The 13,586-nt window shown below is 55.6% G+C and carries 12 protein-coding genes; 4 read left to right on the top strand and 8 right to left on the bottom strand.

The features are described 5' to 3' along the window. The first annotated feature begins 187 nt into the window (after positions 1–187). From motA to METMA_RS0113340, 4 genes are all read left to right on the top strand, one after another. Positions 188–1,042 (top strand): flagellar motor stator protein MotA, encoded by an 855-nt coding sequence (gene motA / locus METMA_RS0113355; RefSeq protein WP_020159592.1) that lies wholly within the window; start codon positions 188–190, stop codon positions 1,040–1,042. A gap of 23 nt (positions 1,043–1,065) precedes the next feature. After that, complete coding sequence (gene motB / locus METMA_RS0113350; RefSeq protein WP_020159591.1) at positions 1,066–2,010, top strand: flagellar motor protein MotB; 945 nt, start codon at positions 1,066–1,068, stop codon at positions 2,008–2,010. Continuing rightward, a complete protein-coding gene (locus tag METMA_RS0113345; RefSeq protein ID WP_232216354.1) occupies positions 2,000–2,767 on the top strand; it encodes a class I SAM-dependent methyltransferase in 768 nt (255 codons plus the stop codon). The genes motB and METMA_RS0113345 overlap by 11 nt, the downstream gene beginning before the upstream one ends. A 384-nt stretch (positions 2,768–3,151) precedes the next feature. Further along, the gene (locus METMA_RS0113340) at positions 3,152–5,809 is read left to right on the top strand and encodes an MMPL family transporter (protein ID WP_020159589.1); all 2,658 of its coding nucleotides are present in this window, start codon (positions 3,152–3,154) and stop codon (positions 5,807–5,809) included. Between the two features lie 288 nt (positions 5,810–6,097). Here METMA_RS0113340 and tpx read toward each other — a convergent pair whose 3' ends face one another. The 8 genes from tpx to ndk form a co-directional block, all read right to left on the bottom strand. After that, entirely contained in the window at positions 6,098–6,592 is a 495-nt protein-coding gene (tpx, locus tag METMA_RS0113335) for a thiol peroxidase (protein WP_020159588.1), read from the bottom strand. 99 nt (positions 6,593–6,691) lie between these two features. Further along, complete coding sequence (der, locus tag METMA_RS0113330) at positions 6,692–8,092, bottom strand: ribosome biogenesis GTPase Der (protein ID WP_020159587.1); 1,401 nt, start codon at positions 8,090–8,092, stop codon at positions 6,692–6,694. 5 nt (positions 8,093–8,097) lie between these two features. Next, positions 8,098–9,291, bottom strand: a complete 1,194-nt coding sequence (gene bamB / locus METMA_RS0113325; RefSeq protein ID WP_020159586.1) for an outer membrane protein assembly factor BamB — start codon at positions 9,289–9,291, stop codon at positions 8,098–8,100. Further along, positions 9,291–9,938: a YfgM family protein gene (locus METMA_RS0113320; protein WP_020159585.1), complete on the bottom strand. Its 648-nt coding sequence runs from the start codon at positions 9,936–9,938 to the stop codon at positions 9,291–9,293. The genes bamB and METMA_RS0113320 overlap by 1 nt, the downstream gene beginning before the upstream one ends. A 72-nt stretch (positions 9,939–10,010) precedes the next feature. After that, complete coding sequence (gene hisS, locus METMA_RS0113315) at positions 10,011–11,282, bottom strand: histidine--tRNA ligase (RefSeq protein ID WP_020159584.1); 1,272 nt, start codon at positions 11,280–11,282, stop codon at positions 10,011–10,013. Positions 11,283–11,299: 17 nt separating this feature from the next. Continuing rightward, complete coding sequence (pilW, locus tag METMA_RS0113310; protein WP_020159583.1) at positions 11,300–12,061, bottom strand: type IV pilus biogenesis/stability protein PilW; 762 nt, start codon at positions 12,059–12,061, stop codon at positions 11,300–11,302. Beyond that, positions 12,051–13,163: a bifunctional tRNA (adenosine(37)-C2)-methyltransferase TrmG/ribosomal RNA large subunit methyltransferase RlmN gene (locus METMA_RS0113305; RefSeq protein ID WP_020159582.1), complete on the bottom strand. Its 1,113-nt coding sequence runs from the start codon at positions 13,161–13,163 to the stop codon at positions 12,051–12,053. The genes pilW and METMA_RS0113305 overlap by 11 nt, the downstream gene beginning before the upstream one ends. After that, positions 13,138–13,569 (bottom strand): nucleoside-diphosphate kinase, encoded by a 432-nt coding sequence (gene ndk / locus METMA_RS0113300; RefSeq protein WP_020159581.1) that lies wholly within the window; start codon positions 13,567–13,569, stop codon positions 13,138–13,140. Before ndk ends, METMA_RS0113305 begins: the two co-directional genes overlap by 26 nt. Positions 13,570–13,586 lie beyond the last annotated feature (17 nt).

Genomic DNA, 13,586 nt, shown 5'->3' with positions numbered 1-13,586 from the left:
GGCTGAACCGCTCTTTGCATGGCACCCGCCCATCCGCCGTTAACAACATATGACGCCGAACCGCCGGACTCAAACGAATTCCTTAACGTCGCGCGGGCTACCGGCCTTTTGCCCGCCGGCGACGCGCAAACGAAACGGCCCGGCTTGTCGCTTATTTCCTTAACATCATCCTGAAGAGAACAATTGCATGTTTGTCATTATCGGTTATATCCTCGTCATCGGCGGCGTCATGGGCGGTTATCTCGGTGCCGGCGGCCATATCGGCATTTTGATACAACCTTTTGAAGTTATCATAATCGTCGGAGCCGCCATCGGCGCCTTTGTCGTGACAAACAGCCCCAAAGTGATAAAGGCGACCCTGGCCGCAATCGGCACGGCCTTGAAAAGCTCAAAATACAATAAGGCGTTTTACATGGAAACGCTGGTACTGCTGCATAACGCGTTTGTCAAAATTCGCCAGCAAGGCCTGCTGGCTATCGAAGGCGACATCGACAATCCCGAAGCCAGCCCTCTGTTTTCGGCGGCGCCCAACGTACTGGCCGATCACCATGCCGTGGAATTCATCACCGATTACCTGCGCCTGATGGTAAACGGCACTTTTGACATTCACCAGATCGACAACCTCATGGATCTGGATATCGAAGCCCATCACGAGGAAGGCACCCTGCCGATCACGGCGCTGGCGCGACTGGCCGACGGCATGCCGGCGTTCGGCATTGTCGCGGCGGTCATGGGCGTGGTGCATACCATGGAATCGGTCAACCAGCCGCCGGCGATATTGGGCGGGCTGATTGCGGCGGCCCTGGTCGGCACCTTTCTGGGCATTCTGATTTCCTACGGTTTCATCGGTCCGCTGACCGGCAACCTGGAACAGAAACTGGGCGAATCGACAAAGTACTATCAGAGCATCAAGGCCGGCATCATCGCCTCCATGAACGGCTATGCGCCCTCCACGGCGATCGAATTCTCGCGCAAGACGATGTTCTCGGCCGAGCGCCCGCAATTCGCCGAGCTTGAGGAGCACCTCAAGAATAACAAATAGTCCATTCCCCGACGGTAATCCTAATGGCCGACAATCAAACCATCGTCATCAAAAAAATAAAAAAGAACAGTCACGGTCATCATGGCGGCGCCTGGAAACTGGCTTACGCGGATTTCGTCACGGCCATGATGGCCTTCTTTCTGCTGATGTGGCTGCTCGGCATGGTTGAACCGGAGATCCGCCAGGGCATCTCGGAATATTTTCAGGATCCCTGGAAACCCTCGATGCGGGGCGGCGACAGCACCGGCGATGCGACCAGCCTGATTCAGGGCGGCGGCGAGGACATCACCCAGTCCAGAGGCCAGGTGAAACTGACCAATCAGGGCCGGCAGGAGACGATTGCCGATGCCAGCGACAAGGATGCCGAGGAGGAATTGAGGCGTCTCGATATCAACCACCTGAAGGAACTGAAGGACAAGATTGAAAAAATGATCGAAATCTCGCCGCTGCTGAACCAATTCAAGAACCAGCTGAAGATCGATATCACCTCCGAAGGCTTGCGCATCCAGATCATCGATCAGGACAAGCGGGCGATGTTCCGCACCGCCAGCGCGAAAATGGAGCCTTACGCGGCCCAGATCATCGATCAGCTGGCGCCGGTGATCAATGAACTGCCGAACCGGATCAGCATCTCGGGCCATACGGACAGCCTGCCCTTCCCCGGCAACGGTCAGGGCTACACCAACTGGGAGTTATCCACCGACCGCGCCAATGCCGCGCGCAAGGAACTGGTCCGGGGCGGCTTGAAGGCCGAGAAAATGATGCGCGTGGTGGGCCTGGCATCCAGCGTGCCCCTGGAAAAAGATGACCCGCTGGCGCCGACCAACCGGCGCATTGCCATTATCGTCATGAACAAGCAAACCGAGGAAGCCCTGGTCAGCAATGCCAATATAGACGATTTTTCCCAGACCAAATTACAGCCAGCCCCGGCTTCGCTGCCCGCCGAAGCCGGCCAGCTTGAGCACTGACCGGCCCATGCGCATGCCTGTCCGGTCCGCGGCCTTGCTGGCGCAGGCCGGCGCCGTGCTGCTGGCATGGCTGATATTCGAGACGGCGGCTTTCTTCGGTCTGTTGTTGCCCCTATGGGCGATTGCAGCCACGCAAAGCGCTGCCGCCGTGCTGCTTAGCCGGCTGTTGCACCTGCCCGTCTGGTGGCTGCCGGTTCAGGCGCTGTTTATACCGGCCGTGCTGTTCGCCTTGCATCTTGACCTGCCTTCCGGCTATTTTCTGACCGGCTTCGTCCTTTTCTGGCTGATATTTCGCAGCAATGCGCGCGAGAGAGTGCCGCTTTATTTTTCCACCCAGGCGACCGCCGAGGCGCTGCTGGCCCTGCTGCCGCCGAACAGGCCGGTGGCTTTTCTGGATTTGGGCTCCGGCCTGGGAGGACTGCCCGCTTATCTTGCCGCGCATAGGCCGGACAGTGTCTTTCATGGCGTTGAATCGGCGCCGGCGCTTTTCGGGATCAGCTGGCTGCGGCTAAGAAAGCGGGCCAACGCGCAGGTTCGCTATGGAAGCTTGTGGCAGGAAAATCTGGCGCCCTATGATCTGGTTTACGCCTTCCTCTCGCCTGAACCCATGCCCGAATTATGGCGCAAGGCCAAAGCCGAAATGCGCCCGGGCTCTTTGCTCGTCAGCAATTCTTTTTCCGTGCCGGGCATGACCCCGACCCGGACCTTATCGTTAAACGATCCGCGCCGCACCCGCCTGCTGATCTGGACGCTGTAGGCGCTAACCTGAATATTTCACCACGAACGACTGCATGGATGCAGGAGGTAGAGCAATGCAGGAGCAATTGCCGAGGTCACGAAGGCTTTTTAATTCAAATACTTGCAAATATTTCATAATAAACTCATGAAGTTATCGGTGAAAAATGATAATGCCATGATTTTCTTCGTGTTCTCGGCAAAGGCGGAAAACCGCTTATGCCGCACAGCGGCGGGGTGAATTATTCAAACCTATTATTCGCCGGGTTTTGTAGCTCTGCTATAGTTGTTTATACTTATCGGATTTTTTCAATCTATCCCAGTCGGGCTGACTTTTTCGCGCTGAGGAAAGAAAACTTGCGCACTGCGGCAAAAGACCGGCCCCACCCTAATCCTTAAACCCTAGATGAGCAACACAACCGACAATCTCCTGGTCAAGACTATTCTCTGGTGGGAAGAAAACATCCTGAACCGCCCCTGGTGGCTACTCGCATTCACCGTGATTATCAGCGGTTTCGTTTTTCACTACACGGCAAACAATCTCACCGTCAACACCAACACGGCCGAGATGCTCTCCCCCGAACTGCCGTTTCAACAGGATCGTCAGCGCCTGGAAAAAGCCTTTCCCCAGGATGCCAATACGATCCTGATGCTGGTGGAAGGCAAGACACCGGAGCAGACCACAGACGCGCTCCAGCGCATAACATCCGGGCTTCAGCAGCAAAAAGACCAGATCCGGTCCGTCTACATTCCCGACGAAGGCGCGTTTTTCGACCGGAATGGCTTGCTTTATCTGAGTCTGAAAGAACTGCAGGATCTCTCCACCAAACTCGCCAACGCCCAGCCTTTTATCGGCAGACTATCGCAGGACAACAGCCTCAACGGCCTGTTCGAGCTGTTCGGACAGGCACTGGACGCTTCCAACGACATTGAGCTCGATATGAATGCCGTTTTCAGCAAGGCCGGCGAAGCCTTGCAGGCGGCACAGCAAGGCCGGCCTTATCAGTTATCCTGGCAGCAACTGATGATGGATCGGAGTTCGGGACTGGGGGTTACCAAACGCTTTATCATCGCCAAGCCGGTCCTGGATTTTCAGGCATTCCTGCCCGCCGAAAAGAGCCTGGCGGTCATCGACCAGGTCATTGCCGCCTCGCTGACCGGCGACCTCGCCGATGTCAGCGTCCGCCTGACCGGCGAAGTCATGCTGGAACATGAAGAGATGCAAACCGTCAGCGAAGGTACGGCCATTGCCGGCATCGTCTCGATGTTTCTGGTCTGCATCACGCTCTGGATCGCCTATCGCTCCTTCAAGCTGATGTTCGCCACTTTTTTCACGCTCACTATAGGCCTGATACTGTCCCTGGGCTTCGCCGCGTTCGCGGTCGGCCACCTGAACATGATTTCGATCGCCTTCGGCGTGCTGTTTATCGGCATGGGCGACGCATATTCCTCGCATTTTTGCCTGCGCTACCGCGAACTGACCCTGCGCGGCGAATCCCCCCGCGATGCCTTGCGCGACACGCTCACGTCCACGGGCGGCTCGCTGGCCCTGTGCACGGTCACGGCGGCAATCGGTCTGTTTGCCTTTATCCCGACCAATTATCTCGGCGTGTCGGAACTGGGCATCATCGCCGGCACCAGTCTGGTCATCGCGCTGTCAACGACCTTTACCGTGCTGCCGGCCGTGATAAAAATCATGCCGCCTAAAATACGGAAACAGGAAGACAGCCGGAAAACACGCTCGAAGCTGACCTCGAACTGGCCGTTGGTCTATGCGCGCCCGATCCGCTGGGTTACCGGCATTCTGGCCGTGGTCTCACTGGCCCTGCTGACACGCGTCAGCATCGATTTCAATCCCATCAACCTGCGTGATCCTGACACCGAGTCGGTCAAAACCTTTAAATACCTGCTGCAGTCCAAGGATACCTCGCCGATGACGCTGACGTCCCTGGCGGCTTCGGCGGCGGAAGCCCGGGATATGGAGGCCCGTTTCGAAAGTCTGGACACGGTGAGCAAGGCCGTGACGCTGTTCGATTTCATCCCCGAAAATCAGGACGCCAAGCTGGCCTTGATAGAAGACCTCGCGCTGATTCTGGGACCCGAGCTCGATAACTTTCCCGAGCCGAGCGAAGGCCATGCCGGCATCGAGGCCCTGGAAAAATTCCACGCCACGCTCAAGCAGCGCCTGGCGGCCGATAATAACGACGTCATGGCGCGTCTGGACGCCACGCTCGATGGTTTTCTCGCCGCCCTGCAATCGCTCGATCCCGAGGCGCGGCAAGCGACGTTGAACCGGCTTGAGGCCAGCCTGTTGCAGACGCTGCCCTCGACGATCCGGCTTCTCCAAAACAGCCTGCAGGCCAGTGAGATAGACCTGGAAATGCTGCCCAAGGATATGCGGGAACGCTGGCGCAACCAGGATGGCGTCTATCGGGTTCAGGCCTTGCCGAAAAAAGACATGAATGATCTGGAGAATATACGCGAGTTTATCCTGGACGCCCAGCAGGTCGACCCGCACGTCAGCGATTTACCGGTCAGCTTTCTCGAATCCATGAACGAGGTCATTCTTGCGTTCCAGCAGGCTTTTGCCGTTGCCTTCGGAGTCATCGCCTTATTGCTGCTGGCCATCATGCGCAATGTCAAGGATACCCTGCTGGTACTGCTGCCGCTGCTGCTTGCGTCCCTGTTTACGGCCGCCTTGACGGTACTGATCGATATGCCGTTCAATTTCGCCAACATAATTGCCCTGCCGCTGTTGTTCGGTCTCGGCGTGGACAGCGGCATCCACATGGCGCACCGGCTGCACTACCTGAAATCGAACAATGGCGACATGCTCAGCAGCAGCGAGGCGCAGGGCGTATTCTATGGCACCCTGACCACGATTTTCAGCTTCGGCAGCCTGGCCTTCACGTCGCACCTGGGCACGGCGTCAATGGGCATTCTGCTCGCCGTGGGACTGCTTCTGACCCTGGTTTGCGCGCTGGTTGTTCTGCCGGCCTTCAGCGCGCTCAGGTTTCAGCCGCAGGTAAAGACGGAGGCGGTTAATGAGATTGGCGGCCGCTGATCGCGGCTGAATGATCGGCCGCGGACGCTGGCGGCGACGGGGGTATTTCCTGCCAGGCAATTGCGGTTTAGTGCCTTAACCCGGATATTTCATAATAACCACAGAGAACACAGACGACCGCATGACAGGAAATGATCCCGCCCATGCGGTCGTTCGTGGTGAAATATACAGGTTAAGATTGATGCGCGAGGCTAGCCTTCGCACCTCCCTGGAGGACTGCCGATTTCTTGTGCTGCCTGCAACATCGACATTTCCACCCTCCCTGGTGGTCAGATTCTTTCATAGTGTCTACAGCGCGGCCAGCGCGCTTTCGTAATCGGGTTCGTTGGCTACTTCGTCAACCAGCTGCGTATAGATGACGTTGTCGTTCTCGTCGAGAATGACGATGGCGCGGGCCGCCAGGCCGGCAAGAACGGTATCGGTGATATGGACGCCATAGTCATCGGTAAAAGCGGAGCGGAAGGTAGACAGAGGAATCACATTTTTCAGGCCTTCCGCCTCACAAAAACGGCCTTGGGCAAAAGGCAGATCGGCTGAGATCACCAGCACGACGGTATTGTCCAGGCCTGAGGCTTTCTGATTGAACTTGCGTGTTGAAGCGGCGCATACGGGCGTATCGAGGCTGGGCACTATATTGAGGATTTTTCTTTTGCCGGCATAAGTGGCCAGATTCACTTCCTGCAACTTGCCGTTGACCAGGGTAAAATCCGGCGCCTTGCTGCCGACCGCGGGCAGTTCGCCTGATGTGTGTAACGGTTTGCCTTGAAATTTGATGGTCGCCATAACGTGAATCCTCCAGTTGCGTAATCAATTAAAGATATCGAAACGGGCACCCTACGGTTTTACGTATGATGCCCGCCGGCTGAACCGGCCGGCCCCGGATCACTTCTTGCCTTTGGTATGCCTGACCAGCCGTTTGCGTTTTTGTACCTGCCGCTCGGTCAGTTGGTTTTTCTTGCCGTGGAAGGGATTGACCGGCGATTTGAACTCCAGGCGGATAGGCGTCCCTTTCAGACCCAGTTTGTCGCGAAAATAGTTCATTAAATAGCGCTTATAGGCATTCGGCAGCACATCGGTCTGAACGCCGTGTATGACCACGACAGGCGGATTGCGCCCGCCCTGATGGGCATATTTGAGCTTGATCCGGCGCCCGTTCACCAAAGGCGGCTGATGCGCGTCGGTCGCTTCTTTCAGGATCCGCGTCAGCACTGGCGTGCCCATATCGAGCATGGCCGAGTCGTACAGGGTATGCACGACATCGAACAGTTTGCCGACGCCGCTGCCGTGCAACGCCGAGATCGGATGTTTTTCGGCGAATTCCAGAAACGACAATTTGACATCCATTTGCCGCCTGACCGTTTCCTTCTGCTCGATTGTCAGGCCATCCCATTTATTCAGGCCGATAATCAAGGCTCTGCCGGCTTCCAGCACGAGACCCAGCAAATGCGCATCCTGGTCGGTAATGCCTTCGCTGGCATCGATCAGGTAGATGACGACATTGGCTTTTTCGATCGCCTGCAGCGATTTGATGACGCTGAATTTTTCAATCCCCAGTGACACTTTCGAACGCCTGCGCATGCCGGCCGTATCGATCAGCGTGAACATCTTGCCGTTGCGCTCAAACGGAATATAGACACTGTCGCGCGTCGTACCGGGCTCATCGAACACGACCACGCGCTCTTCGCCCAGCAGCCGGTTGACCAGTGTGGACTTGCCGACATTGGGCCTTCCGACGACGGCGATACCGATACCGCTGATGCCGTCGCGCAGGTCTTCGGCTTCTTTATCGGGCGGCGGCAGCAACTGGTCGGCGCGCGCCAGTAATTCAGGCACGCCTCGCCCATGCGTCGCGGCAATTTGCACCGGCTCGCCCAGCGCCAGCGAATGGAAATCGGCCGCCGCCATGTCGCCATGGATGCCGTCGACTTTGTTGGTGACCAGGATAACGGGCTTATTCAGCTTTCTGAGCATATCGGCGATAACCTGATCGGAGGCGTTAAGCCCTTCACGCGCGTCGACCATGAAGAAAATGATATCGGCTTCATCAAGCGCGATTTGCACCTGTTTTCTCGCGCAGCTGTCTATGCCATCCGCATCATCGGCTATACCGCCGGTATCGACAACCAGGCAGGCGCGGTCGCCGCGCTTGACGCGGCCGTATTGCCTGTCCCGGGTGAGGCCCGGATAATCGGCCACCAGTGCCTCGCGGCTGCGTGTCAAGTAATTGAATAATGTCGACTTGCCAACATTAGGGCGCCCGACAAGGGCTATAACAGGTAGCATATTTTCTATAAGGACCGGGCTTTTAAAGCGGCAAGCGTGCCGTCTTTTGCGTAAACGTAAACGGTATTATCCACCACGAGGGGCTTGGCATCCATGGCGCTGTCAGCCACATGTACACGAGCCAGTTGCCTGCCGTCATTGGTGGATAGCCAATGCACATAACCTTCGAAATCACCGACCACGACATAATTCTCATACGTGGCCGGCGCAGTTAATTTTCTTTGATGCAGTTCCTTCTGCTTCCATAATGAGGCGCCGCTGCGCTGGTCCAGTTGCCAGACATCGCTTTTCGAATCCGTCAAATATAAATAGCGCCAGTCATTGGCCATGCCCGAAGAAGACGAAATCGTCTCGTTACGCCAGATCACGTCGCCGTCCAGCGCCAGAGCTGCGGCTATCCCGCTCTGGTAACTGGCAATATAAATGACGCCGTCGGTTTCTATCGGATCAACGTCAAGATCGACCAGCCTTTCCACTTCCGAGCGGCCGGAGGGAATCACGACGCTGGTTTCCCAGACATGCTTGCCGTCCGCCAGGCGTAAAGCGATCAATTTGCCATTGTCATAGCCTCCCACGACATTGTCTCCACTGATCAGCAATGAGCCGGTTCCGCGTACGCTGAGTGCCGGCACGGCCTGCTCGTAGCTCCATAACTTGTCGCCGTTTTTCTCGTCGAGCGCCGTGACGGTGCCGTCAATCGTACGAACGACGACCACGCCCTGGGCAATGGCGGGCACCGAAAGCACTTCGCTGGAGACGCCGGCAGTCCAGAGCAGTTCGCCATTTTCAAGGTTTAACGCGACGACTTCGGCGTCGCTGGTGCCTAAAACAACCGTGCCGTTCCCCAGGCCCGGACCGCCGGAAAAGTCAAACTCGGTTTCCGCTTCCCAGTTCAGGTCGCCGGAATTTAAATCCCTGGACTGTACCAGTCCATCTCTATCCGCCGCCAGTATTGCCCCATAGCCGGCGGCCGGCACAAGTTTCAAGGCATGCCCGTTCGCCCCGTCGCCGACAGATTTCTTCCACAGCACATCGATCTCGATCTCAGGCGTGAGTTCAGTCAGTTCGGTCGGCGGGTCGGTATTGTCCTCGCCGCCGGTAAAATAATCGGTCAGGCCTGCAACCGAATCACTGACGGTGTTCAATGCCGCACAGCCGGTCAATACAAAACAAGTCAATAGCAGCGTAATCAGGCGCATTATTTTTGAGTTTGTATGATTTCTGGAGCGGTCAAATCATCGATTTTCAATTGTAACAAAGGCGACTGTGATCCATTTCTTAACGCATTCTGATAAGCCGTGCGCGCTTCAGCCCGGCGATCCAGCGCGACGTATAAGTCACCCAGCAGCTCGTCGTAAGTGACCGAAAAACCGGACGATGAGGCAGGGTCCACTTTGTTGATGACCTCCAGTCCCTGCTCATGCTCACCAGTCGCCAACATCAGGCGCACCAGCCTGATCCGTGCGATATGGCTCAATTCGTCATCCGATTTTGCCGCAAGTCCTTCCAGGATCTGCTTGGCCACGGCCAGATCGCCCTGCTGGACTTTCAGTTTTGCCTGCACCAGGCCGCTGTATAACGCATATTTGGTAGTGCCAAACTGCTCCTTCGTGCGTTCAGCCAGTTTTTCGGCCGATTCCTTGTTGCCGGCATCCGTCGCCGTCAATAGTTGGTCGTACAGGGCAGAAGCTTGCGCCGCCTGTTCCTTTTTATGACTTTGCCAATAATTCCAGCCCAGAATAAGAGCGATACCCACCACCAGGCCGGCAATAGTCGACGTGCCATTTTCCTTCCACCATCTTTTTAACGCTTCTACCTGTTCTTCTTCTGTATCGTAAATTGCCACGTGCTTTCTCTTGTTTGATATTAATGAAACGGTAAGTTATTGCCCGCCAGATACTGTCCGAGTCTGCCGGGATTACAGATGCTCTTTAAAAAACGCAATGGCCTGCGGCTGGGATAGGGTCTGCTGCTCCTGCTCATGCCGTAAGGATTTGATGCCGACTTCGCCGCGGCTGACTTCATCGTCACCCAGGATGATGGCATAGTCGGCGCCTGTTTTATCGGCTTTCTTGAACTGGCTTTTGAAACTGCCGCCGCCGCAATGCATCTGCAGTTTCAACGCCGGAACTTCATCCCGGAGCGCTTCGGCAAATCGCAGCCCCGCCCTGTCGGCGGTTTCACCGACGCGGATCATATAGACATTGACGGACTTTGCCACCGGCACATTCTCCAGCGTTTCCATCAACGCCAATAAGCGCTCCATACCCATGGCAAAGCCTACCGCGTAATTGGACTTGCCGCCCAGTTGCTCGATCAGGCCGTCATAACGGCCGCCCGCGCAAACCGTGCCTTGCGCGCCCAGTTCATCGGTCACCCATTCGAAAACAGTCTTGCCGTAATAATCGAGGCCACGCACCAGTCTGGAGTTAAGTTCGTACGCGATGCCGAGATCATCAAGCATGGCGGTAAAAGTATTAAAGTGATCGCGGCTGTCATCGCCCAGGTAGTCCATCAATTCCGGCGCATTGGCGACGACTTCTTTCATGGCCGGGTTCTTGGTGTCGAGAATGCGCAGCGGATTGGTGCTCAGGCGGCGCAGGCTGTCCTCATCCAACTGGTCCAGATGCCCCTGGAAATAGGTAACCAGACTTTCCCGGTAAAGCGCCCGCTCGGCAATCGTGCCGAGCGAATTGAGCTGCAACCGGACCTTATCGCGGATACCGAGTTTTTTCCATAACCGGTCGATGATCAGAATCAGTTCGGCATCGATATCGGGGCCGGCCATGCCATAGGTTTCCACGCCCAGCTGGAAAAACTGGCGATAACGGCCTTTCTGCGGGCGCTCGTGGCGGTACATAGGTCCGTAATACCATAACCGGTGCACCTGATTATGCAGCATGCCATGCTCCAGACAGGCCCTGAGGCAGCCGGCCGTCCCTTCCGGCCGCAAGGTCAGCGAATCGCCGTTCCTGTCTTCAAACGTATACATTTCCTTTTCGACGATATCGGTCACTTCACCGATAGAACGCTTGAAAAGTTCCGTTTTTTCCACGATAGGCAGTCGGATTTCACTATAACCATAAGCGCCGAGTACGTCTCTGATGATTTGTTCCGCGTATTGCCAGAGCGGCGCCTGTTCGGGAAGCACATCATGCATCCCGCGAATTGCTTGAATGTTATTTGCCATGTGTATGATACAGCCCGTTACCGTTGAGCGGGCTTAGTCTTTTTTGCTTCGTCTGAGAAGGGGAATTTTTCAAATAATTGCTGCCGGTAGTCTTCGGCCGGCTCCCGGTTGCCTAGCGCGCGCTCTGTCTGCATCGCATACCATAAGGTTTCGGATGTGGGAGGGGCGATATTGGTATAGCGCTGAAAATAGCCTTTCGCGGCCCAGAACTCACCGTTTTTATAGCTGATTTTTTGCATTTCCAGCAAAGCCGGAGCATAGGCCGCATGCGCTTCCAATGCCTTGCGGAAATAAACAACGGCTTCTTGCGGCTGCCCCATGCTGACCTTGCAGCGCCCGAGATTGGTCAACGCCATCCACGGACGCTCATTTAACGGCATGGCGGCGGCACGGGATAATAAAGCGACGCCTTCCTCAAACTGGCCTCGTTCGCAAAGAAAACGGCCATAGTTATTTTGCCCGCCCGAATCATCGGGCGCCAGATCCAGTGCCGTCTCATAGTGATCCCGAGCATCATCATACAGATTGATCTTTTCGTACAGAAAAGCCAGCGCATTATGGACTTTGGCATTGTGCGAGTCTTTCTTCAGCGCCATCAGCAGGTTTTCTTTCGCCAGCTCGAGCTTGTTCAGCCCCATATAGCGTACGCCCAGTTGTAAATAGACCTCGGCGGATTCACGGTCCTTAGCGCTTTTTCCCGTTCCGGCGCAGGCGCTTAATGCCGACGCCAGCAGGATGACGCTAACAATTTTGATGGCTTTGCTTGATTCAGGCTGCACGTTCGGAACTCGCTGGTTTGATTTTCAGGTGCCTGCGGCTTTTATCCTCGACTTTTCCGACAAGCTGACCGCACGCGGCATCGATATCCTCACCGCGCGTACGCCTGACCGTGGTGACGATTCCGGCCTCGTTCAGGAGCATTCTGAAACGGTTGATCGTCTCGTTGCTGGAACACCGGTAAGGTGAATTCGGAAAAGGATTGAATGGTATCAGATTCAGTTTTGACGGGACGCTTTTCAATAATTTAATCAATCCACGCGCATCCTGCAACGAGTCATTAATGCCGTCCAGCATCACGTATTCAAAGGTGATTTTGCGGCGGGGCGCAATCTTGACATTTTCCCTACAGGCCGCCATCAGTTCCTTGAGCGGGTATTTTTTATTGATCGGAACCAGCTCGTCCCTTAGCTCATCGGTCACGGCATGCAGTGACACCGCCAGACTGACATCACATACTTCGGTGAGCCGGTACATGGCCGGCACGACCCCTGAGGTGCTGATCGTGACGCGGCGCTTGGACAGGCCGTAAGCAAAATCATCCATCATCAGGTTCACGGCCGCGATGACGTTGTCGAAGTTCAGCAACGGTTCGCCCATGCCCATCATGACGACATTGGTAATGCGATTATCGGGATCCAGGCGTTTCTGGGCGACTAACAGCTGGCCGATAATTTCGGCGGTCGTCAGGTTACGGTTAAACCCCTGCTGGGCCGTGGAGCAAAACGAGCAGGCCAAAGCGCAGCCGACTTGCGAGGACACGCAAAGCGTACCGCGCCCTTCCTCCGGAATAAAAACCGTTTCCACGCGATTACCGCAACTGGTCTGCAACGCCCATTTACAAGTACCGTCCGTGGCGATTTGTTCCACGACGATTTCAGGCGTTTCAATGCAGCAGTGCTCATTTAAATAGGCGCGCAACGATTTGCTTAAGTTGGTCATCAGGTTGAAGTCCTGGACGTCTTCCTGATAAATCCATTTAAGCAACTGCGTTGCGCGGAAAGGTTTCTCGCCTATCTCGACAAAAAAAGCCGAGAGGCCTTTTCTGTCGAAGTCCAGCAGATTGGTGCGTTTCGGCTTAGCGGGTGCGTGCACAGAGTTCATTGTCCGAGAAAAAGAAAGCGATTTCTCTTTTGGCTGTTTCCAGTGCATCGGAGCCATGCACGGCATTTTCATCGATGCTGTTGGCGAAGTCGGCGCGTATAGTGCCGGCTGCGGCTTCTTTGGGGTTGGTGGCGCCCATCAGTTCGCGATTTTTCAGTACCGCGTTTTCGCCTTCCAATACCTGCATCATGACCGGGCCTGAAATCATGAACGATACCAGATCATTGAAGAAGCCGCGCTCTTTGTGTTCCGCGTAGAAGCCTTCGGCCTGTTCTTGAGTCAAATGCACCATTTTGGCGGCAACGATTTGTAAACCGTTCTTTTCAAAACGACTGTATATTTCGCCGATGACATTTTTTGCTACCGCGTCAGGTTTAATGATGGAAAAAGTGCGTTCTATCGCCATGTGTTTTAAAACTCCAG

The sequence above is a fragment of the Methylobacter marinus A45 genome, from assembly GCF_000383855.1.
GTDB lineage: Bacteria > Pseudomonadota > Gammaproteobacteria > Methylococcales > Methylomonadaceae > Methylobacter > Methylobacter marinus.
The sequence above is the reverse complement of the archived record's forward strand: the minus strand, read 5'-3'. Positions and strand labels throughout refer to the sequence as shown.

Excerpts from the sequence above, each read along its gene's own strand:
- tpx (WP_020159588.1), bottom strand. The coding sequence starts at position 6,592 with ATGGCGACCATCAAATTTCAAGGCAAACCGTTACACACATCAGGCGAA.
- METMA_RS0113340 (WP_020159589.1), top strand. The coding sequence starts at position 3,152 with ATGAGCAACACAACCGACAATCTCCTGGTCAAGACTATTCTCTGGTGG.
- hisS (WP_020159584.1), bottom strand. The coding sequence starts at position 11,282 with ATGGCAAATAACATTCAAGCAATTCGCGGGATGCATGATGTGCTTCCC.
- motA (WP_020159592.1), top strand. The coding sequence starts at position 188 with ATGTTTGTCATTATCGGTTATATCCTCGTCATCGGCGGCGTCATGGGC.
- bamB (WP_020159586.1), bottom strand. The coding sequence starts at position 9,291 with ATGCGCCTGATTACGCTGCTATTGACTTGTTTTGTATTGACCGGCTGT.
- motB (WP_020159591.1), top strand. The coding sequence starts at position 1,066 with ATGGCCGACAATCAAACCATCGTCATCAAAAAAATAAAAAAGAACAGT.
- METMA_RS0113305 (WP_020159582.1), bottom strand. The coding sequence starts at position 13,163 with ATGAACTCTGTGCACGCACCCGCTAAGCCGAAACGCACCAATCTGCTG.
- der (WP_020159587.1), bottom strand. The coding sequence starts at position 8,092 with ATGCTACCTGTTATAGCCCTTGTCGGGCGCCCTAATGTTGGCAAGTCG.
- ndk (WP_020159581.1), bottom strand. The coding sequence starts at position 13,569 with ATGGCGATAGAACGCACTTTTTCCATCATTAAACCTGACGCGGTAGCA.